21 protein-coding genes are annotated in these 20218 nt (G+C 43.2%); 8 read left to right on the top strand and 13 right to left on the bottom strand.

The features are described from left to right. The first annotated feature begins 16 nt into the window (after positions 1-16). Positions 17-1282 carry a sterol desaturase family protein gene (locus DN53_RS16765; RefSeq protein ID WP_129656086.1) on the top strand — a complete coding sequence of 422 codons (1266 nt, stop codon included), beginning with the start codon at positions 17-19 and terminating at the stop codon, positions 1280-1282. Here the strand turns inward: DN53_RS16765 and DN53_RS16770 are convergent. From DN53_RS16770 to rsfS, 6 genes are read right to left on the bottom strand one after another with little or no spacing between them, the layout of a single operon-like run. Further along, the gene (locus DN53_RS16770; protein ID WP_129656087.1) at positions 1279-1542 is read right to left on the bottom strand and encodes an acyl-CoA-binding protein; all 264 of its coding nucleotides are present in this window, start codon (positions 1540-1542) and stop codon (positions 1279-1281) included. The genes DN53_RS16765 and DN53_RS16770 overlap by 4 nt on opposite strands. Next, on the bottom strand, positions 1535-2200 hold the full coding sequence (locus DN53_RS16775; protein WP_129656088.1) for a phosphatidylserine decarboxylase family protein: 666 nt from the start codon (positions 2198-2200) through the stop codon (positions 1535-1537). Before DN53_RS16775 ends, DN53_RS16770 begins: the two co-directional genes overlap by 8 nt. After that, positions 2190-2993 carry a phosphatidate cytidylyltransferase gene (locus tag DN53_RS16780; protein WP_129656089.1) on the bottom strand — a complete coding sequence of 268 codons (804 nt, stop codon included), beginning with the start codon at positions 2991-2993 and terminating at the stop codon, positions 2190-2192. The genes DN53_RS16775 and DN53_RS16780 overlap by 11 nt, the downstream gene beginning before the upstream one ends. A 4-nt stretch (positions 2994-2997) precedes the next feature. Beyond that, the gene (locus DN53_RS16785; protein WP_129656090.1) at positions 2998-3606 is read right to left on the bottom strand and encodes an LUD domain-containing protein; all 609 of its coding nucleotides are present in this window, start codon (positions 3604-3606) and stop codon (positions 2998-3000) included. Between the two features lie 45 nt (positions 3607-3651). Further along, a complete protein-coding gene (ftsH, locus tag DN53_RS16790) occupies positions 3652-5604 on the bottom strand; it encodes an ATP-dependent zinc metalloprotease FtsH (protein ID WP_129656091.1) in 1953 nt (650 codons plus the stop codon). Positions 5605-5610: 6 nt separating this feature from the next. Next, positions 5611-5988: a ribosome silencing factor gene (gene rsfS, locus DN53_RS16795; RefSeq protein WP_116217494.1), complete on the bottom strand. Its 378-nt coding sequence runs from the start codon at positions 5986-5988 to the stop codon at positions 5611-5613. Positions 5989-6070: 82 nt separating this feature from the next. On the opposite strand from rsfS, the gene DN53_RS16800 reads away from it, so the two are divergent. Next, positions 6071-6814 carry a biotin--[acetyl-CoA-carboxylase] ligase gene (locus tag DN53_RS16800; RefSeq protein ID WP_129656092.1) on the top strand — a complete coding sequence of 248 codons (744 nt, stop codon included), beginning with the start codon at positions 6071-6073 and terminating at the stop codon, positions 6812-6814. On the opposite strand, the gene DN53_RS16805 is transcribed toward DN53_RS16800, so the two are convergent. Together DN53_RS16805 and pyrE are read right to left on the bottom strand one after the other, a co-directional pair. Beyond that, positions 6808-7206, bottom strand: a complete 399-nt coding sequence (locus DN53_RS16805) for an SRPBCC family protein (protein WP_129656131.1) — start codon at positions 7204-7206, stop codon at positions 6808-6810. The two genes, DN53_RS16800 and DN53_RS16805, sit on opposite strands and share 7 nt — an antisense overlap. 8 nt (positions 7207-7214) lie before the next feature. Next, positions 7215-7853 carry an orotate phosphoribosyltransferase gene (gene pyrE / locus DN53_RS16810; RefSeq protein ID WP_129656093.1) on the bottom strand — a complete coding sequence of 213 codons (639 nt, stop codon included), beginning with the start codon at positions 7851-7853 and terminating at the stop codon, positions 7215-7217. 7 nt (positions 7854-7860) lie between these two features. Between pyrE and DN53_RS16815 the strand changes: the two genes are divergently transcribed. Then, positions 7861-8460: an NUDIX hydrolase gene (locus DN53_RS16815; protein WP_129656094.1), complete on the top strand. Its 600-nt coding sequence runs from the start codon at positions 7861-7863 to the stop codon at positions 8458-8460. Here the strand turns inward: DN53_RS16815 and DN53_RS16820 are convergent. The 5 genes from DN53_RS16820 to DN53_RS16840 all read right to left on the bottom strand — a co-directional run bounded on the left by DN53_RS16820 (position 8457) and on the right by DN53_RS16840 (position 14208). Then, positions 8457-10265, bottom strand: a complete 1809-nt coding sequence (locus DN53_RS16820) for a M14 family metallopeptidase (protein WP_242502214.1) — start codon at positions 10263-10265, stop codon at positions 8457-8459. The two genes, DN53_RS16815 and DN53_RS16820, sit on opposite strands and share 4 nt — an antisense overlap. 42 nt (positions 10266-10307) lie before the next feature. Then, on the bottom strand, positions 10308-10721 hold the full coding sequence (locus tag DN53_RS16825) for a response regulator (RefSeq protein WP_242502217.1): 414 nt from the start codon (positions 10719-10721) through the stop codon (positions 10308-10310). Beyond that, entirely contained in the window at positions 10708-12543 is a 1836-nt protein-coding gene (locus DN53_RS16830) for a PAS domain-containing sensor histidine kinase (protein WP_242502218.1), read from the bottom strand. Before DN53_RS16830 ends, DN53_RS16825 begins: the two co-directional genes overlap by 14 nt. A 202-nt stretch (positions 12544-12745) precedes the next feature. After that, positions 12746-13201 (bottom strand): pantetheine-phosphate adenylyltransferase, encoded by a 456-nt coding sequence (coaD, locus tag DN53_RS16835; protein ID WP_129656096.1) that lies wholly within the window; start codon positions 13199-13201, stop codon positions 12746-12748. 32 nt (positions 13202-13233) lie between these two features. Beyond that, positions 13234-14208 (bottom strand): D-alanine--D-alanine ligase, encoded by a 975-nt coding sequence (locus tag DN53_RS16840; RefSeq protein ID WP_129656097.1) that lies wholly within the window; start codon positions 14206-14208, stop codon positions 13234-13236. Between the two features lie 78 nt (positions 14209-14286). Here DN53_RS16840 and DN53_RS16845 point away from each other — a divergent pair, with 78 nt between their 5' ends. The 5 genes from DN53_RS16845 to DN53_RS16865 all read left to right on the top strand — a co-directional run bounded on the left by DN53_RS16845 (position 14287) and on the right by DN53_RS16865 (position 20215). Next, entirely contained in the window at positions 14287-14874 is a 588-nt protein-coding gene (locus tag DN53_RS16845) for a PASTA domain-containing protein (protein ID WP_129656098.1), read from the top strand. 2 nt (positions 14875-14876) lie between these two features. Further along, positions 14877-15905 carry an RluA family pseudouridine synthase gene (locus tag DN53_RS16850; protein ID WP_129656099.1) on the top strand — a complete coding sequence of 343 codons (1029 nt, stop codon included), beginning with the start codon at positions 14877-14879 and terminating at the stop codon, positions 15903-15905. Positions 15906-15993: 88 nt separating this feature from the next. Further along, positions 15994-16755, top strand: coding sequence for a peroxide stress protein YaaA (yaaA, locus tag DN53_RS16855; protein WP_129656100.1), 762 nt, complete (start codon positions 15994-15996; stop codon positions 16753-16755). Between the two features lie 173 nt (positions 16756-16928). Further along, positions 16929-19475: a phosphoenolpyruvate carboxylase gene (locus tag DN53_RS16860; RefSeq protein WP_129656101.1), complete on the top strand. Its 2547-nt coding sequence runs from the start codon at positions 16929-16931 to the stop codon at positions 19473-19475. Positions 19476-19510: 35 nt separating this feature from the next. Next, positions 19511-20215, top strand: a complete 705-nt coding sequence (locus DN53_RS16865) for a uracil-DNA glycosylase family protein (protein ID WP_129656102.1) — start codon at positions 19511-19513, stop codon at positions 20213-20215. Positions 20216-20218: the final 3 nt, after the last annotated feature.

A 20218-nucleotide genomic window follows, 5' to 3' on the forward strand; every position in this document is an offset into this window, starting at 1 on the left:
TCATATATTTAGTACTATGGAATCGTATGCCACTGCCTTGTTGTATGCCATACCTTTTTTTGTGGGGTTGGTACTTTTTGAGGTCCTTTATGGATATTTCGCCAAAAAGCAGATGCACAATGTCATGGATACTGTGAGCAGTCTTAGCTCCGGACTTACCAATGTGGTAAAAGATTCCCTGGGGTTGGGAGTCATTATCATCAGTTACCCGTTTTTATTGGAACATTTGGCCCTTACCGAGATCAAGACTACTTGGCTGGTTTGGGTAGTGGCTTTTGTTGTACTGGATTTTGCAGGGTATTGGAACCATAGGCTGAGCCATCATATCAACTTTTTTTGGAATCAGCATGTCATCCATCATAGCAGTGAGGAGTTCAATCTCGCTTGCGCCTTGCGGCAACCCATTTCCAATCTATTGGGGTATTACGCCCTTTTATTGATTCCTGCAGCCCTTTTGGGTGTTCCCAACGAGGTTATCGCCATCTTGGCCCCTATTCATCTGTTTGCCCAATTTTGGTACCACACCCAGCATGTGGGTAAGATGGGTTGGTTGGAGTATATTATTGTGACCCCATCGCAGCATAGGGTACACCATGCGATCAATAAGGAATATATAGACAAAAACCTTGGTCAGATTTTTTGTGTCTGGGATCGGATGTTCGGGACTTTTCAGGAAGAAATGGATGATGTGCCGCCACAATACGGGGTATTGAAACCTGCCCATACCTGGAATCCGGTCATCATCAATTTTCAGCATTTATGGCGATTGATAAAGGATGCATGGCGGACCAAGAGCTATTGGGACAAGCTTAGGATTTGGTTTATGCCCACGGGGTGGCGTCCTTCAGATGTTAAGGAAAGGTATCCTGTGGAGATTATTGAGGATGTGTATAATTTTGAAAAATACAGACCAGAAGCTTCCAAGGCCTTAAAGGGGTATGCCATTTTCCAAATGGTGGCAACCACTGCCTTGATGCTTTTTATGTTCTACAACTATTCCGCAATAGGCTTTGACGGACTATTGCTATTCGGAGCTTTTGTCTTTGTGGGGGTCTATGGCTACACGACATTGATGGATCGTAAACACTACGCCATTTGGATTGAGGTGATTCGAAGCGTACTGGGGTTGGCTCTTATTTATGGTACGCAGGATTGGTTTGGAATAAATGCCTACGCGTCCTTAGGGAGTCTTACGGTAGCGCTGTACTTTATCGTTACCGTTTGTGGGGCGGTATACTTCACCTATTTTGAAAAAAGCTACTCTACTCCTTTGGTGTCCTAAAGCTTTTTTACTTCAGATTCCACTAGGGCGATATATTTTTCCATAGCCTCTTTTACAGTAATGTTTTGTGCCTGAAAAAGGGCATTGGCCTTAAAGGCATTGATCAAAGGGGTTCTACTCCCAGGGTTGTCAAAATTTTTGTTGGCTACCTTAAAGTAAGCGTACAATTTCAATAATAAGTCGGCAGGTATAGGTTCTGTGTACCCATTTACATAGGCCACTGCCTCATCAAAACGGGTATGTAGTTCCTCATCAATCATCTTGCTTGCGTATTGAGGCGATACACGTTTTGGCCCCGACCACTTTCTGTCCTAGTTTAACTGTAATGTTGCAGTCCAAAGGTAGTAGCAAGTCTACGCGGGAGCCAAACTTAATGAACCCGGCATCCTGTCCTTGGGTTACCTGTTCACCTTCCTCAGCATAGTTTACGATACGTCTGGCCATGGCCCCTGCAATCTGTCGGTACCCTATTTCCCCGAATTTTGGGGTATGGAGCACCACAGTGGTGCGTTCATTCTCGGTGCTGGATTTTGGGTGCCAAGCTACCAAATACTTGCCTGGGTGATACTTGGAGTAGGTGATGGTACCACTGGCAGGGTAACGGGTCACATGCACATTTACTGGTGACATGAAGATAGAGACCTGCCTCCGTTTTTCCTTAAAATATTCGGGTTCATCCACTTCCTCAATAACTACCACTTTGCCATCCACTGGGGCTAAAATGTCATCAAAATTTGGGGTGACCAAACGTTTAGGGTTTCTAAAAAACTGTAATATGGCAATGAGTAAGACAAGTGCTATTATCTGTATGGTTAACCGAAGCCATTCCACTTCAATATAAAACTGGGCGGCAAGAATTGCAGCGACCACGATAAAAAAAGTGATGATGATAATTTTTTGTCCCTCTTTATGAAACATAGGAAAAGATATTAAGTACCAAATATGCAAAAGGGGCTGCAAATACAAGACTGTCCAAACGATCCCAAATACCTCCGTGGCCCGGTAGAATGGCCCCGCTGTCCTTTACGCCTGCCACACGCTTGAACTTGGACTCCAAAAGGTCTCCCAGACTTCCTGCGACCACAATTACCGTGGCCAGGACCATCCACTGCACAACAGTTAGTTTAGTTTCGTAGAACGACAAAATGTAAGCTGCCGCCAGTGCAAAAATAAGACCTCCAATAGAACCTTCAATGGTTTTTTTTGGAGAAACTGAAGGAAATAGTTTGGTACGGCCCAAAGTGCGCCCTGTTAAATAGGCAAATGTGTCATTGACCCAAATCAAAATAAAGATCCCGGTAATGAGAAATTGGGCAAAATCATCTTCCTTGTAGGGTATCATGGTGAGAAAAATGCACCCTCCACCAATGTAGAACACCGCAATGATAAACTTTTGTAGTTCTGTGAATCTCCTGTCTTTTTTGGAAAAGAGGAACATGAGCAGGGCCATGTCCACCGTGATCGTCAGTAGCATTAAAATAGTGATCAAGGTACTGTCCTGGACCAAATAGATAAATGCCCACCATAATGCCAAATAGGCCACGAAAATGTAATATCCCTTTAAGCGGACAATTCTCTTGAACTCGGCCAAGCAGGCCAGACCAAAAGCCATAAAGAGAAAATCAAAAGCATCAGAACTTAAAAAAACCGCCCCCAATAGAAACACCACGTAGATGATTCCCGTTATGGAACGCTTGAGGATTTCTTTCATGTAATCAGTAGTCTTCTAAAAGCAAAAGATAGACATTTTTTGAGGCACTTCCATAGGAAAGAAAATCATCTTTGTTTTCCGGGGTGGGTTGGAAGTGCTTGAGTGTGGTAATATTGTTCGGGATATTTTTGCCGTATTTTTCCTTAATAATCTTCAGTGCCTCGCTAATGGAATCCACCAATTGACTCGTAGTGCCGAAGACGATTAGATTGGAAGGGAGTTCGTCCAACTTCTTTTCCTTGATTTGGTTGGAACATACCAAGATAGATCCGTTGTGGGCCACCAAATGTTCGCAGGTAGTGAAGAAAATATCACTTTCCTGTCTGTTTTCGGTAAAGGCTATCTTTTCCGAAGAAAAGCGGGTTTCCAGACGAGGGTCAAGGCTGTAAAAAAGATGGTTTTGCCAATCGTTTTCGGAGATGATGCTCTTCAGGGCTTCGGATATTTCTGAAAAATCTTCACAGTAAATAAACTTGCCCCCATTTTTCTTGAAGTAGATGGTGAACTTTTCATCCACGGGAATTTTTAGATCGGGCATATGGTCCCCACGGGTTTCCACAGTTTCCTTTGAAACCTTTTTGCCTCCTCCAAAAAGTTTGCTAAAAACTCCCATTTATTTAGTTCGAATATATTCTACTTCAATAGTTGTCAATTGGTGTTACTTAACGGGTTCTGGTTCCAACTCCTCTTCTTCTTTTTCAAAAGGGCGTCTTCCAAAAATCTTTTCCAAATCGTCCTTAAAGATAACCTCTTTATCCAAAAGTCTTTCTGCCAGTTCGGTAAGCTTGTCCTTATTGTCTTGCAACAATTTGATGGCTCTTTGGTACTGCTCTTCAATCATTTTGGATATTTCCAAGTCAATTTTTTGGGCAGTTTCCTCACTGTACGGCTTGGTGAACCCATATTCATTCTGGCCAGAGGAGTCGTAATAGGTGATATTTCCCAACTCATCATTAAGACCGTAAATAGTAACCATGGCCCTAGCTTGTTTGGTCACTTTTTCCAAATCGCTCAAAGCTCCAGTGGATATTTTGTTGAAGATAACCTTTTCAGCGGCCCTACCACCCATGGTGGCGCACATTTCATCCAACATCTGCTCGGGACGTACAATAAGTCGCTCTTCTGGCAAATACCATGCGGCCCCCAAGGATTGTCCCCTTGGAACAATGGTTACTTTCACCAAAGGCGCTGCGTGTTCCAACATCCAGCTTACCGTTGCGTGGCCAGCTTCGTGGAAGGCAATGGTCTTTTTCTCCTCTGGGGTAATGATCTTGTTTTTCTTTTCCAATCCACCCACAATTCGGTCTACGGCATCCAAGAAATCTTGTTTGGTAACCGCTTTTTTCTCTTTTCGGGCAGCGATTAGGGCAGCTTCGTTGCAGACGTTGGCAATATCGGCCCCTGAGAAACCAGGGGTTTGTTTTGCCAAGAAGTCCAAGTCCAAGGTCTCTGCCGTTTTAATGGGTCTAAGGTGTACCTCGAAGATTTCTTTACGCTCATTAAGGTCCGGCAGGTCAACATAGATCTGACGGTCAAAACGTCCGGCACGCATCAAAGCTTTGTCCAGTACATCGGCACGGTTGGTGGCAGCCAGTACAATCACGTTGGTATTGGTGCCAAAACCATCCATTTCGGTCAACAGCTGGTTCAGTGTATTTTCACGTTCGTCATTGGAGCCGGTGAAATTGTTCTTTCCACGCGCTCTACCAATGGCATCGATTTCATCAATAAAAATGATGGCTGGGGATTTGTCTTTGGCCTGTTTAAAGAGGTCACGGACACGCGACGCCCCAACACCCACGAACATTTCCACAAAGTCGGAACCAGATAGGGAGAAGAAGGGCACTTTGGCCTCTCCTGCAACCGCCTTGGCCAATAGGGTCTTACCAGTCCCCGGAGGTCCTACCAAAAGGGCACCTTTAGGAATTTTACCCCCCAATGAGGTGTACTTGTCAGGGTTCTTGAGGAATTCCACAATTTCCTGTACTTCTTCCTTGGCACCTTCCAGTCCGGCCACATCCTTAAAGGAAGTTCGGGTATCTGTTTTTTCGTCGAAAAGCTTTGCTTTGGATTTCCCAATGTTGAAAATCTGTCCGCCAGCACCGCCGCTTGCACCACCTGACATCCTACGCATCAGGTAAATCCATATTCCTATGATCAATGCAAAGGGGAGTAGGGATAGCAATAGCTCGCCCAATACGTTGGATTCCGTGTCGAACTCAACAATGGTATCGAGATTGTTTTCTTTCTTGATTTCGGTAATCTCGTTCTGGAAAATTTGCAGGTCACCATAGTCCAATACATATTGGGGCACCAAGCCGGCCGATGGGAACAACGGTTTTTCCGCTACTCCTTTATGGACGTCTTTTTTAAGGGCTTCCTCCGTGAGGAAAACTTTTGCCTGACGTGTATTGGTAATGATGATGATCTTGGAGATATCACCGTTTCGCAAATATTCCTGTAATTCGGACGTAGTGGTTTTTTCGGTATTGGAGAAACTGCTTCCGCCAAAAAATTGAAAGCCTATGATCAGTGCAATGACCACACCATAGATCCACCACGAACTAAAACGAGGTTTTTTAGGGGTATTTGAATTGTTTTCGTTTGCCATTTTTTTTTAAGAATTGTAGCTGCTCTCCACCATGGTGACTTTGGCATCTCCCCAAAGTCCTTCAATGTCATAGAATTCCCTGATGTGTTTTTGAAATACATGCACCACAACATTCACATAGTCCATCAGTACCCATTCTGCGTTTTCAGAACCTTCAACATGCCATGGTTTGTCATGGATGGCTTTGCTAACGGTTTTTTGGATAGAGGAAACAATTGCGTTTACATGCGTGTTGGAAGTACCATTGCAGATGATGAAGTAGTCGCAGACCGTATTTTCGATTTCCCTAAGATCAAGTAGATTTATGTCAACACCTTTAACTTCTTCAATCCCATGTAAAATCAAGGCAATCAGTTCATCTGCGCTGGTTTTCGTTTTCTGCATTCAAAAATTTTAGTTTTTACAAAGTTATATTTTTTTTGTTTTCTTAGCCTTAGATTTTAACATATCATAAAGGCGTACCACATTGGGAGAACAATCACGGATAATCAAACTTGATGCCACGGACTCCACAAATCAGTATTTAAAGGATTTGTTGCAGACCAAAAATGCTACGGATTTTACCGTGGTCGTTGCCAAAAAACAGCTCAAAGGGAGAGGGCAAATGGGAGCAACTTGGCAATCTGAAGGAGGTAAAAACCTAACATTCAGCGTTTTGAAGGGTTTTGATTCTTTTTCATCAGAACGCCAGTTTAATTTGAACATAGCAGTGTCCTTGGCCGTTTGTGATGTTCTGAACGTCATGGATCTTCCCAATGTCAGGGTGAAATGGCCCAACGACATTCTGTCAGGTTCATCAAAAATATGTGGCATTTTAATTGAAAATATTCTTAAAGGGCAAGGTATCCAACAATCCATTATCGGGATTGGTCTCAATGTAAATCAAACTTCTTTTGATAATTTGGGGAAAGTGGCATCCATGCATACCATTAGTGGACGTTTTTTTGACTTGGATGAGCTGTTGCATCTGATTTTGGAAAGCATGCAAGGTCGTTTATCAGATATTGAAAACAAAACCATTGCCGAACTCCTTCCTGAGTACGAACAGCATTTATTCCGAAAAGACAAACCCTCCACGTTTAGCAATGGCCAAGGGGAGAGGTTTATGGGCTTTATCCGGGGTGTTTCGGAAACAGGAAAACTTGTCCTAGAGTTGGAGGATCATATTTTTAAAGAGTACGATCTAAAAGAAGTAACCCTGCTTTATTGACCTATTTTGTCCAAGTTGGAAGATAGGGTCTGCATGAAGTTGGTGATGGGTGATTTGATCATCATGGCCATCATGGCATTGAACTCGCCTTCAAAATTGAGGGCTACTTCACTTTCTTGGTCACCCAATGCGGTAATATCACCAGTCAAGGTGAACGGTAATTTGTCGCTGGCAGCTCCCAAAACCACTTTTTCATGAGGGATTTGCTCCTTCAACCTTAGTGTGATTTCAGGCATGCCCTTAAGGGCAAACTTGAAGGTTTTCTCATCCAATACCTCAAATTTGTCAATATTACTGGGCATCAAGGTCTCAAAATTTTTGATGTCGGAAAGAAAATCAAAAACTTCCTTGCCGCTTTTGGCCACTTTCTTTTTAGGGACTTCAATGTGCATTTTCTGGCTTATTTCCATTGCTGTGGATCTATCCTCCACTGCAATAAGGTTTTTAATTGTGATTCTTTGATGTAGTGTGTTTCGGAGGCTTGTTCTATGAGGTGATCATAGTCGGACAGGGTGTGCAGTTCCACATTTTCCTTTTCAAAGTTGTCCGTGGCCACGGGAAAACCATAGGTGAAAATGGCTACCATGCCTTTTACATGGGCACCTTGCTCCTTGAGGGCCTTTACTGCATTGAGGCTACTCTTACCTGTACTGATCAAGTCTTCAATGACCACTACATTCTGACCGTGTTCCAGATATCCCTCGATTTGGTTTTGCCTTCCGTGGGATTTGGGTTCTGGTCTTACATAGATGAAAGGAAGGCCCAAGGCTTCGGCCACCAAAATGCCAATTCCAATGGCACCTGTGGCCACACCGGCAATCACATCGGGCTTGCCATAGAGGTTTTCAACTTGTTTGGCCATCTCTTCCCGTACAAAATTCCGTATTTCAGGGTAGGAGAGCATGACCCTATTGTCGCAATAAATTGGGGATTTCCACCCAGAAGCCCATGTGAACGGATTTTCGGGTTCCAACTTAATTGCATTAATTTGTAACAGCAGCTCAGCTGTTTTTTTTGCGATTCCCTTATCTAAAACCATTGCGCAAATGTATGAAGTTTTTGTAAATGAATCTCCACTGATTTTAACAAACAAGCGTCCGGATAAATCCAATGGAAGCCTTTTTTCCATGGATGGCGATTCTATTTTAAAGGCTATAGAGAAACTGGCCAAAGGGAAGCTGGACAAAGCGTATCTCTATCATCCTGATGGGGACAAGATCTTAAAAATGTTTCGCCATAAAATCCCTGTGGTGGTGGCTGGTGGGGGATTTGTAGTTAACCCAAAAGGCAAGGTGCTCTTTATCTACAGAAATGGAAAATGGGATTTGCCCAAAGGCAAAGTGGATAAAGGAGAATCTATTGAAAATGCCGCCATTAGGGAGGTTGAGGAGGAAACAGGTGTTTCGGGATTGGCCATTGAGCGGTTTTTGCGAACCACCTACCATATTTTTAAGAGAAATGGGGAATATCGCTTGAAGGAAACCCATTGGTTTGTAATGTCCACTTCATTTACGGGCAAGTTGGTCGCTGAAAAATCGGAGGGAATATCCAAAGTAAAATGGAAAGGCCGAAGAAAGACCAAAAAGGCCTTGAAAAACTCCTACGCCAACATTGAAATCTTGTTTGAGGATTGGGAATGGGATTAGTCCCGGTCCAATATTTTTGAGGCTTCGCTGTTTTTCTCAATACGATATACCGGGTAGTTCAGATAGGCATCTTCCAAATATTTGGACTGTTGGAACAACCAATCCAATTGTGCATACCAATTTTCTGAAAATTCCGCATCCAAAGCCTTTTTGGCCATAAAATTCTGTCGCAATACGGAGTCCCTCTCCAACATATCCTTGGCAACATCTTCAAAGACATAAGGGGAAAAACCCTCTTTTTGCTGGAGAACCGTATCAAAAAAGTTCCAATTGAAAAAAGAATCCACGCCTTGGGGTTCCAGGGTTTCCAAAATGTACCTGATTCCTGGTTGATGGGTGGGAATGACCACGTCACCCGCATTAAAATGGACTATTTTGGCACAACTGGCCACTTGGGTATTAAAATGCGGGTAATGTCCTTCGTAAGGATTTTTGCGAGTTTCATACTCCAGGATTTTATACCCGTTTACGGTAAGGGAGGTATCTTTGTCCAGTCTAAAATAACGGATGTTATTGGCTTGCAATCGGTCCATGACCTTTTGCCAGCTTTTTTTGACTACGTAGGCATCCGGTACGGCAATGGTATCTTTTGGGTAGTAGTAATTCTGATATACGGTTTCTTTGGTAAAGGGTTTGGTCCGATCGTATTTTAAACGGGGAAGTCCGGTTACCTCGCTCAAGAGACGCTCTGCTTCATACCCTTTGAATTGCAGTGTTGAGGTTTGCGTGGTATCTACCTGCCAAGAGAAATGATATTGGGAAAGTCCAAGGTTTTCCTCTTGGGTCTGTTTTCGCAGTTCCTTGATGGTGTCGTATTGTTTTTCCACCAGCTGTACCAGACTTTCCATAAGTTGATAGGTGCCTTCCACACGTTGGTCGTAGGGTTTTAGCATATGGGTCTCTACCATAAGCCCAAGGGTGTTCCAAAGGGTGGTGTAGCCTGTGGAGTATCTGGGGTGGTCCATAAACTGACTAAAACCCATTTCCGGCGGTACGTTGAAAACGTTTACATAAGGGGTAATTTCCCATTCCTTGTCCGCCAAGGATTTTTCAAGTCCAGGCATAAATTCTTTATGGAGGTACTGCCCTAAATGACCACCCAATTTATTATGCTGTGTGAACAAATGGGTCAAGGTGTATTGATAATCGGCCCCATTGCTTACGTGATTGTCCACAAAGACATCAGGTTTTACCCTATGAAAGATACTGGCAAAACTTTGTGCATTTTTGGTGTCCATTTTAATGAAGTCCCGGTTCAGGTCGTAGTTGCGGGCATTCCCCCGAAACCCGTATTCCTTGGGGCCGTTTTGGTTGGCCCTTGAGGTTGAATTTCGGTTGAGGGCACCCCCAATATTGTAAACAGGTATGGTGACCAACACGGTGTTCTTTGGACTGGGCAATACTTTGGTGGCCAAGTCCCTGTACAGTAACATGGTGGCGTCAATTCCATCGCTTTCTCCGGGATGAATACCATTATTGATGAGGATAATGGCTTTTTCCTTCCGAACATTCTCCAAGTTAAAATCCCCATCGGGGTTAAAGGTGACCATGTGCAGCGGATAACCACTATCGGTACTGCCTATGGTGTGTATGTTGATTTGGGGAAAATCCCGGGCCAATCGCATATAAAACGCAATGGTTTCTTCGTAGGTGGCAGTTTCCTTGCCTTTTGAAGCTTCAAAAAAGGTTTGGTATGAAGTGGCCTCATCCTGTTTTTGGTTTTCACAGGACAGACAGGTGACAAGTAGGGCAAAAAAGACAATATACTTTTGTGCTATGCTAAATTCCTTATTGATCAACACCACTAAAAACACTGTTAGTAAACCTAAAAATACAGAATATTATGGTCACGAAGCCAAATCTATACTTTCCAGGTCCGAAATCTCTATTTTAAAAATAGGCTTGTTCTTGTAGTTGAGGCCATGTGGGCATCTATTTTTGAATTCGCTCCACTTTTGGTAATCCAAGGGGTCTATGGATGAGGTGATCATGTTAATGGTAATGTGCTCCTTGATATCCATTGAAATGAGCTCTTCCAAAAAATCCCATCCATCCATTATGGGCATGTTGATGTCCAAAAAAATCACTTCTGGAATATCCTCTCCGTTTTCCAGCCGGTTTTTAAGGGCATCCACCGCTTCCTTTCCATTTTCAAATATTTGGATATCGTCACAGATACAGACGGGTTTTAGCATCTTTTTGATGCCAAAAACAGTTATGGGATCATCGTCCACAATAAACATACTGTTAACTTTCTTCATTAAAATACACATTGAATGTTGTACCCTTATCTACTTCACTTTTTGCGGTAATGCTACCACCCATGGCCTCAATTTGGTTTTTGATGATGTATAATCCAAGCCCACGGGCATCCTTGTTATTATGAAACGTTTTATATAGTCCAAATATTTTGCCACCGTACCGTTCCAGATCAATTCCAAGACCATTGTCTGAAACGCTGAACACCACATGCTTGTCGTGCTTCTTGGCGTTGATGGTGATCACTGGATTTCTTTCAGGGCTCCTGTACTTGACTGCGTTGGTCAGTAAGTTGATGATAATACTGTCTAAATAGGAGCAACAAGCAGAAACACAAAGGTCTTTGTCAACTTTGTTGATGATTTCTACCTGATTTTTTTCCAAAAGGGCCGACAAACTCTGCTGTACCTTAACAACGTTGTCATGTAGGTTAAGCGGACTCTTTTCAAGATTTACATTGGTATTGATGTCGATGACCTCGTTCAGGTTGTCCAAGGTTTCCAAAAGGCGATTCGAAGCTTGCGAAAGCATTTTCAGGATATGCTCCTTTTCCCTTTCATCATCCTCATTGATGAGGAACTCCAACAACATGGAGAAGTTGGCGGAATGGGACCTTAGATTATGAGAGACGATGTGCGCAAAATTGATCAGTTTTTTGTTCTGTACCGAGGTAATGTTGATAAGGTTCCTCAGTTGGTCCTCTTTTTTCTTGAGGGCCGTAATGTCCATACTGATGCCAATAAGCCCGTTGATTTTGCCTTCACCATCAAAAAGTGGGATTTTGGAAGTTAAGAAGTTGGTGTACTCCCCATCTTTTTTAATACTGATGGTTTCTTTTCCCAAAATAGGTTTTAGGGTGCGTATAACCTGAAGGTCTTCATCCCGTGATGTCTTTGCGACTTCAGGGTCATAGAGGTCAAAATCCGACTTACCGATCATTTCTTCGGGCTTTTTGCCCAAATATTCGCATTCTGCCTTGTTGACCAAAATTTTCTTGGAATCCAAGTCCTTTACAAAAATGTTCAAAGGAATATTGTCGATCAAGGTGTGGAGCAATTGCTCATTTTCCCTGGTCTTTGTTTCGGCCATTACCTTATCGTGGATGTCTTGGAAGGTTCCAAACACCTTAATGATCTCGCCATCCTTTTTAATGGGTTTACCAGCAGCCTTGACCCATCGTTCTTCTCCTTTGGCTGTGATAATGGCCAATTTTTGGTTAAAAGGGGTTCCTTGGGTCATTATCTGATGGAACAACATCGAAATTTTATTTCGGGAGTAACCCTGCTTGTAAAAGGCTATGGCTTCACTTACATCGGGTTGGTAGGTTGAAGGTACTTGATGTATTCTTTTGGTTTCTTCACTCCAGTACAACTGTTCGGTTTCCACATTGTATTCCCAATTCCCCACATTTAAGACCTCTGATTGAGCCTGTAACAGGTAATTCACCCGTTCCAGTTCCAGTTCCTTTTCCACCAATCGTGTGATGTCATCGGTCTGGACTATGGTGCCCATTAAGTTTTCCGTTTCATCAAACCATGTGCAAAAGGTGCTCTCGAACCATTGCTCGGATTGATCTGTGGTTTTGTGGTGTCTTATGGTATGTGATGTACTGTCCTTTAAAGATGCTTGTAGGTCCATGTTTTCGACCATGCCCGAAAACAATTCAAAGATGTTGATGTCCATGCTGGCCTTGGCTTGGATATCAAAAATATCGAGCCATGAATCCGAGGCATCCATCAAAATACCTTTGGTGTCCGCAAAGGCGGTTGCCTTGGGCAACTGCTTTAGCAAATAATGTTGGGCAATTCGTTCAACTGCTTTCAAAGTACGGGGTCGTTAGGGGAACTTCTCGTAATTAAGAAATTTCTGACCAATTTAAAAGTATTGACATTTATCAATAATTATTTGTTGTGAAAACTTCCGAAACTGTTGTTTTCGGGAAAAAAAATAGGGTTTGAAAGTTTTTTTGTGGGAGTTAGATTAGGAAAATCCTCCTAAAACTGTAAGATTTAGTAATAAAGTATTGCTATTTTACCACCACGGTTTCGGGAACCAATCCGGTGTAGTCACCACCGTTTCTAATAACATCCCGCACAATGGATGAGCTTATGTAGGATTTTCCTGAAGAAGTCAATAAAAAGACCGTTTCTATCTCAGAAAGCTTTCTATTGGTATGGGCAATGGCCTTTTCAAATTCAAAATCTGCAGGATTGCGGAGTCCCCTCAATATAAAGTCCGCTCCAATTTTTTTGCAGAAGTCCACAGTAAGGCCCTCGTATGTGAGTACCTTGATCTTGGGCTCGTCCTTAAAGGCCTCTTTGATGAATTGGGTGCGTTCCTCCAATGAGAACATGTACTTTTTTTCCGCATTGATCCCTATGGCAATGATCAACTCATCGAATAGAGTGATACCCCGCTTGATGATATCGTAATGTCCAAGGGTAAGTGGGTCAAAAGATCCTGGAAAAATAGCGCGCCTCATGATGGGAAAGTTTGCTTAAAAATACAGATTTTCTATCGCAATGCCTCTACAATGGCACTGTCAAATAATTGATCCAATGAAATACCGGCCGTCTTGGCCTGTTGGGGCAAGAGACTTTCTTCCGTGAGTCCGGGAGTGGTGTTTACCTCCAAAAGGTGGGGCACATCCCCGATAAAGATAAACTCGCTCCGGGTATAGCCCTTCATTCCCAAAGTTTTATAGATGAATTCGGCCAAGGCCCTGACATTGGCTTCCTGGGTTTCGGATATTCGGGCCGGGGTGATCTCTTGTGATTTTCCTTGGTATTTGGCCTCATAATCAAAAAAATCATTTTCTGAAATGATTTCCGTAATGGGGAGCACGGTAACCGTATTGTTATAGGTGATCACTCCCACGGAAACTTCGGTGCCGTCCAAAAAGGATTCAATGATCACCTCATCATCTTCCTTAAAAGCTGCGGATAAAGCTTTGGTAAGCTCTTCCTTTTGGTACACTTTGGAGACTCCATAACTGCTTCCGGCCCTATTGGCCTTTACAAAACAGGGAAGTCCTACTTTTTCCACTATGGCATCTTCATCGATTTCCTGTCCGTGGTTTACATAATAAGAAGTAGCGCAATGCACGCCATAGGGTTTTAAGGTACTCAATAGGTCCCGTTTGTTAAAGGTCAAAGCAGACTGATAGTGGTTGCACGAAGTCTGTGGAATTCCTAGCAGCTCAAAATAGGCTTGGAGCAGTCCATCCTCACCAGGGGTGCCATGAATCGCGTTGAAAACACAGTCGAATACGATTTTCTTCCCTTCAGGTTGAATGCTGAAATCAGCTTTGTCTACAGCAAATTCCTTGTTGGAATCATCCAGATATACCCACTTTTCCTTGGTAATCACAATCCGATAGGAATTATATCGCTCTGTATCCAAATACTTGTGGACCACGTTACCGCTCTTAATGGAAATGGCGTGTTCACTGGAGTAACCGCCCATGATAATGGCAATGTTTTTTTTCATCAGCTTGTCGAATATCGCGATGCCAAAGTAAAGAAAAAAGCACTGGCTTTCCTATATTTGTCCACATAAGCATATCGCATGAAACATTTTTTTGGATTTTTAAAAAGCAAGACCTTTCTCATACAATTGGGCCTAGCGGTCGTGGCCACAGTGCTTTTGGTTTTTTTGGCGTTGCAATGGCTTAAAAGTACTACCAACCATGGCGAGTTTGTGGAGGTACCCGATTTTTCCAAAATGTCGGTCATGGATATGCGAAAAACGGTGGAAGAGGCCGGATTGCGATATCAAGTGTTGGACTCCTCCAACTACAATCCGGATTACCCAAGGTTTTCCATTCTGGATCAAGACCCTCCCGCGGGAAACAAGGTCAAATCCAACCGGAAAATATACTTCACCGTGAATCCATCAGGATACAAAAAGGTGAGTGTGCCGGATATCATCCAAGTCACCCAACGTAACGCCGCGTCCATGTTGAGGGCTGTGGGATTGGATGTGGAACGTGTTACCTATATTGACGAATTGGGCAAGGACATGGTCTACAATATGAAGTTCAAGGGGAAATACGTGAAACCCGGGGACAAGTTGCCCAAGACTTCCAAGGTTGAGCTCATCTGTGGCAATGGAACCATTCCCGGTAGTGCGCGTGTACAAGCAGATTCGCAGTAGTCATGGACGATTTGGACAACCAAGAACTTTCACAGGAAGATCTTTTTGAGCATCACAGGTTTGTGGCATCGAAGGGGCAGGAACCTCTTCGTGTGGACAAATTTTTAATGAATTTCATTGAAAATGCCACCCGAAACAAAATCCAACAAGCCGCCAAACAAGGCCATATTTGGGTAAATGGCACCATTGTAAAGCAAAATTATAAGGTGAAGGCAGGGGATGAGGTCAAGGTGATGTTTGAGCACCCCCCGTATGAATTCCTATTGACCCCAGAAGATATTCCCTTGGATATTGTCTATGAAGACGACTCTCTGTTGGTGGTGAACAAACCGGCCGGCATGGTGGTACATCCCGGGCATGGCAACTATTCCGGTACCTTGATCAATGCCTTGGTCCATCACTTTGATAATTTGCCCAATAATAGTTCGGAACGTCCCGGACTGGTGCATCGTATTGACAAGGACACTTCTGGTTTATTGGTCATTGCCAAGACGGAATCGGCTATGACCCATTTGGCCCAACAGTTTTTTGAAAAGTCCAGTGAACGGGAGTATGTGGCTTTGGTATGGGGCAATGTGGAAGAGGATGAAGGCACTGTGGAGGGGCACATTGGCCGCAACCCCAAAAACCGATTACAGATGGTTGTTTTTCCGGAAGGGGATGAAGGTAAGGAGGCCGTGACCCATTACAAGGTACTGGAACGTTTGGGCTATGTTACCTTGATTTCCTGTAAATTGGAAACAGGTCGTACCCACCAGATACGGGTCCATATGAAATACATTGGCCATACACTTTTCAATGATGAGCGGTATGGGGGCGATAAGATTTTGAAAGGAACCACTTTTACCAAGTACAAACAGTTTGTGGAAAACGCCTTCAAGACCCTTCCCAGGCAGGCCCTTCATGCCAAGACCTTGGGTTTTGAGCATCCAAAGACCGGGGAGTTTATGCGTTTTGAATCCGAATTGCCCCAAGACATGGTCAATTGTATAGAGAAATGGCGCGGATATGCCAAGCACCATGAATCATAGGTTGCATCAATCTTAAGATTGATAAACCCCATGGCCGCAAGGCGAAAAAAAGGAAAATCCTCGTTATTTTTACGGAAAATTAATTTCCATGAAAATTGTTATTTCACCGGCCAAGTCGCTTGATTTTGAAACCACTTTGCCTACTTCAGAATATACCCAGCCCCAGTTTTTGGAACAATCCGAAAAGCTGAACGCTATTTTGAAAAAGAAAAAACCCAAGGCGTTATCCCAATTAATGTCCATTTCAGATAAGCTGGCCGAGTTGAACTGGGAACGCAATCAGCAATTTTCTCCTCCGTTCACCCCGGAGAATGCCAGACCTGCCGTATATGCCTTCAATGGCGATGTTTACCAAGGACTGGATGTTTATACCCTTTCTGAGGACAAGCTGGATACACTACAGGATACCTTGCGGATACTATCGGGACTCTATGGGGTTTTAAGGCCATTGGATTTGATCCAACCCTACCGGTTGGAGATGGGTACCCAATTGAAAGTAGCTCGTAAAAAGAACCTTTATGAGTTCTGGAAAAAGGAACTTACCGATCATCTGAACGGTGAATTGGAAGATAATGAGCTGTTCATCAACCTGGCCAGTAACGAGTATTTTGGCGCGGTGGATGAAAAGAAACTCAAAGTACCGGTCATTACCCCAATCTTTAAAGATTGGAAAAACGATAAGCTAAAAGTCATTAGCTTTTTCGCAAAAAGAGCTCGGGGCTCCATGGTGTGGTATATTATCGACAGCGATGCCAAAACCTTGGAAGACCTCAAAGGTTTTGATTATGATGGCTATACGTTCAGTGCGGAGCACACCCTAAAGGAAAACGAGCCCGTATTTGTGAGATAAGGTTTGTGAGGCCTTGAAAAATTCCTTTTTTTTTTGGATGGTCAATCTCCATGTGTTAAGTTTATGGAGCACATCTCCTAAATTGTGATACACCTAAATTTAATCCCAAGGTTTGGCATTTATCACGACCTTTGGGAATTCAATCAAATTAAATAGAAAAACACCGAAACTACATGCAGCAGTCCAAACGGTTAGAAGAATTTAAAAAATCGGTTACCAATAAGTTCAACATCTACAACAGCCTCTTTCTGAGCCTACCCTACAAGGATGTGGAAAATGTGGGGATGCTTATTCCGCTCCTGTTGGATCAATGCGAAAAAGGATTGAAGGCTGGAAAAGATCCCCAAGAAATCTTGGAGGTCTTTTTTACCAATTTCGCTGGAATCAAGGATGAGCAGGAGCGATTGGATTTGATGTTCCGTATCATCCAATACGTGGAACGTCAGGTGGTGTTGTACGATAGTGTTGAGGATTCTGCTTTTCCTGAGCTTCAGAAATACAGCAATTCGTTGACCATTAAGGATTATTTTGAGTTGGTCAATCGGACAAAGAATTGGGACAAGGCTTCCAAAAAACTATCCACCTTCAGTGCAAGGATCGTACTTACGGCCCACCCAACGCAGTTTTATACCCCAGCCGTTTTGGATATCATTGCGGAATTGCGGTCGCTCATAGACAATGACCGGATTTACGATATTGATGTGACCTTGCAGCAATTGGGTCTTACCTCTTTGGTGAATGCCAAGAAACCCACTCCTTTGGATGAGGCCAAAAACATCATATACATTTTACGAAATACCTATTACGATGCGGTTGGAGAGCTATACCAATATGTGAAGCGTAATATTAGGGACGCCGAATTTGAGAATTACAATATTATTAAACTGGGCTTTTGGCCCGGTGGTGACCGTGATGGAAACCCTTACGTGACCGCGGACATTACCCGCAAGGTTGCTGATGAGTTAAGGCTCACCCTAATGAAGTGTTATTACAATGAACTAAAGGATCTAAGAAAAAAGCTGACATTCAAAGGACTTCAAGAGGACATCAACCAGCTTAGTGAAAAGCTGTACAATGCCATGTTCAATGCCGATGTACACATTGGCTATGAAGAGATCATCCAAAGTCTTTACAATATCAGGGAAAAGTTGGTGGCAGACTACCACGAACTGTATTTAGATCGTTTGGACCATTTGATAGATAAGGTACACATCTTCAAGACGCATTTTGCCACTTTGGACATCCGTCAGGATCACAGCAAACACAAATTGGTCATAGAAACGATCTTGAAACAGCAGGGCGCTATCAAGGATAATCTTGAAGAGCTCAGGGAAGAGGAATTGGTACAGTGGTTGCTTCACAAAGACTTGCAGCTTAACCCCAACGACTACGACGAGGAGATTGTAAAAGATACCATTCTAAATATCCAACAGTTAAAGGATATTCAGAAGAAAAATGGTGAAGAAGGTTGCAATCGTTATATCATCAGTAACTCGGAGGATATTTTTGCCGTCTTGTTCGTGTTTGGCCTGTTCCGATGGAGCGGTTGGGATGAAAAGGACATCACTTTTGATATCATCCCCCTATTCGAGACCATGAAAGGGATGGAAGCTTCAGAAGAGGTAATGCAGACCTTGTTCCATATCCCAAAATATAGGGAGCATTTGGAGCGAAGAAATGAGACCCATACCATTATGTTGGGCTTTTCGGACGGTACCAAGGATGGAGGTTACCTTAAGGCCAACTGGTCCATACTCAAGACCAAGGAAACCTTGAGCAAGGTTTGTAAGAAGAATGGGATTAAAGCCATTTTCTTTGATGGTAGGGGAGGACCACCAGCGCGTGGAGGAGGAAAGACCCATAGGTTCTATGCTGCCCAGACCAAGGATGTGGCCAACCATGAGATTCAACTTACCATTCAAGGGCAGACCATAACCAGTACCTATGGTACCAAAGAGCAGTTCAAGCACAATTCAGAACAGTTGCTCACGGCCGGTCTCCGTAACAACCTTTTTGGAAAAGAACATACCATTACGGCGGCGCAGCGTAAATTGATAGAGGAACTTTCAGAATTGAGTTTCAGCAAATACGATGCATTGAAGCAGCATGAAAAGTTCATTCCGTATTTGGAGCATCGTAGTACTTTAAAATATTATACCAAGGCCAATATCGGTAGTAGACCGGGTAAGCGGGGCAATAAGAAACAGCTCACTTTATCCGATTTGCGTGCCATCTCTTTTGTGGGGTCATGGAGCCAGTTGAAACAAAATGTCCCCGGGTATTTTGGATTGGGAACAGCAATCCAACAATTAAAACAGGAGGGAAAACTTAACGAAATCAAGAAATTGTACAAGGAAGTGCCATTTTTTAGGGCGTTGATGCACAACAGTATGATGTCCTTGGCCAAAACCAATTTTGATTTGACCAGCTACATGAAAGAAGATCCTGAGTTTGGTACATTTTGGGACATTCTGCACAGCGAGTTCCAGTTGTCGCAAAAAATGCTGCTTCAGATTTCAGGACAAAAGATTTTGATGGAGGACGAGGAAGTTTCGAGGGAATCCGTAAAGATCAGGGAAAAGATTGTGTTGCCATTATTGGTCATCCAACAAAATGCCTTGTACCATATCACCCAAAACTCGGAATTCAAGGAGTTGTATGAAAAAATAGTGACGCGATCACTATACGGTAACATTAATGCCAGTAGGAACTCGGCCTAAGGGTTAGCCCTTTTTTGAGTTCAAAATATGGAATATTGAGTTCAAAGCCATTTCTGCATACACACCCATATGAGCCTTTCCTATTTCCGGAGGCCACCAAATTGATTGTGGGTACCTTACCACCGCCTCGGTTCACCACGGGTGAGTTCAAACCAGAGGATGTGGATTTCTGCTACGGTAGCTGCAATGGAATGTTATGGCCCATTTTGGACCGTATTTTCAATTTGGGACTCAAGTATGAAACCACCGCAGAGGCTGTTGAACAGCGTAAAACCTTTTTGTTGGAACAGAGAATAGGGGTCTGTGATATTGTCCATAGTGCGGAACGGGAAAAAATAGATGCCTCGGATTTGGGGATGCAGAATGTGGTACTTCGCGATTTATTAGGGTACTTGAAGGAATATCCTAATATTGAAACCCTTTTGTTTACAGGAGGAAATAGCAAAAATGGCCCCGAATACTTTTTCAGGAGGCTATTGAAAGAACACAATTTGAAATTGAAAGTAATATCCAATGAGGTGCCAAGAATCCATGAATTGGAATTGCCTCTCACTCCAAGTTCATTGTCAGTTCGAGCGCCGTCGAGAACTATTAAGACGGTTTCCCTCACCGCACCTTCCGGGGCGGCTAACCGAGCTGTGGGTAGCTTATCTCTGTACAAACAACTCAAAAGCAAAAACCCTGAATTCAATACCGTTGATTTCAGGGTAATACAGTACAGAAGTTTTTTTGAGCGGTAAATT

It is taken from the genome of Flagellimonas olearia, assembly GCF_004150225.1.
In the GTDB taxonomy this organism is placed as follows: Bacteria; Bacteroidota; Bacteroidia; order Flavobacteriales; family Flavobacteriaceae; genus Flagellimonas; species Flagellimonas olearia.

Coding starts and splice junctions, on each gene's coding strand:
- coaD (WP_129656096.1), bottom strand. CDS start 13,201: ATGAGGCGCGCTATTTTTCCAGGATCTTTTGACCCACTTACCCTTGGA.
- DN53_RS16785 (WP_129656090.1), bottom strand. CDS start 3,606: ATGGGAGTTTTTAGCAAACTTTTTGGAGGAGGCAAAAAGGTTTCAAAG.
- DN53_RS16850 (WP_129656099.1), top strand. CDS start 14,877: ATGGACGATTTGGACAACCAAGAACTTTCACAGGAAGATCTTTTTGAG.
- DN53_RS16765 (WP_129656086.1), top strand. CDS start 17: ATGGAATCGTATGCCACTGCCTTGTTGTATGCCATACCTTTTTTTGTG.
- DN53_RS16815 (WP_129656094.1), top strand. CDS start 7,861: ATGTATGAAGTTTTTGTAAATGAATCTCCACTGATTTTAACAAACAAG.
- yaaA (WP_129656100.1), top strand. CDS start 15,994: ATGAAAATTGTTATTTCACCGGCCAAGTCGCTTGATTTTGAAACCACT.
- DN53_RS16775 (WP_129656088.1), bottom strand. CDS start 2,200: ATGTTTCATAAAGAGGGACAAAAAATTATCATCATCACTTTTTTTATC.
- DN53_RS16770 (WP_129656087.1), bottom strand. CDS start 1,542: ATGATTGATGAGGAACTACATACCCGTTTTGATGAGGCAGTGGCCTAT.
- DN53_RS16805 (WP_129656131.1), bottom strand. CDS start 7,206: ATGCACATTGAAGTCCCTAAAAAGAAAGTGGCCAAAAGCGGCAAGGAA.
- DN53_RS16840 (WP_129656097.1), bottom strand. CDS start 14,208: ATGAAAAAAAACATTGCCATTATCATGGGCGGTTACTCCAGTGAACAC.
- DN53_RS16780 (WP_129656089.1), bottom strand. CDS start 2,993: ATGAAAGAAATCCTCAAGCGTTCCATAACGGGAATCATCTACGTGGTG.
- rsfS (WP_116217494.1), bottom strand. CDS start 5,988: ATGCAGAAAACGAAAACCAGCGCAGATGAACTGATTGCCTTGATTTTA.
- DN53_RS16825 (WP_242502217.1), bottom strand. CDS start 10,721: ATGAAGAAAGTTAACAGTATGTTTATTGTGGACGATGATCCCATAACT.
- ftsH (WP_129656091.1), bottom strand. CDS start 5,604: ATGGCAAACGAAAACAATTCAAATACCCCTAAAAAACCTCGTTTTAGT.
- pyrE (WP_129656093.1), bottom strand. CDS start 7,853: ATGGTTTTAGATAAGGGAATCGCAAAAAAAACAGCTGAGCTGCTGTTA.
- DN53_RS16845 (WP_129656098.1), top strand. CDS start 14,287: ATGAAACATTTTTTTGGATTTTTAAAAAGCAAGACCTTTCTCATACAA.
- DN53_RS16860 (WP_129656101.1), top strand. CDS start 16,929: ATGCAGCAGTCCAAACGGTTAGAAGAATTTAAAAAATCGGTTACCAAT.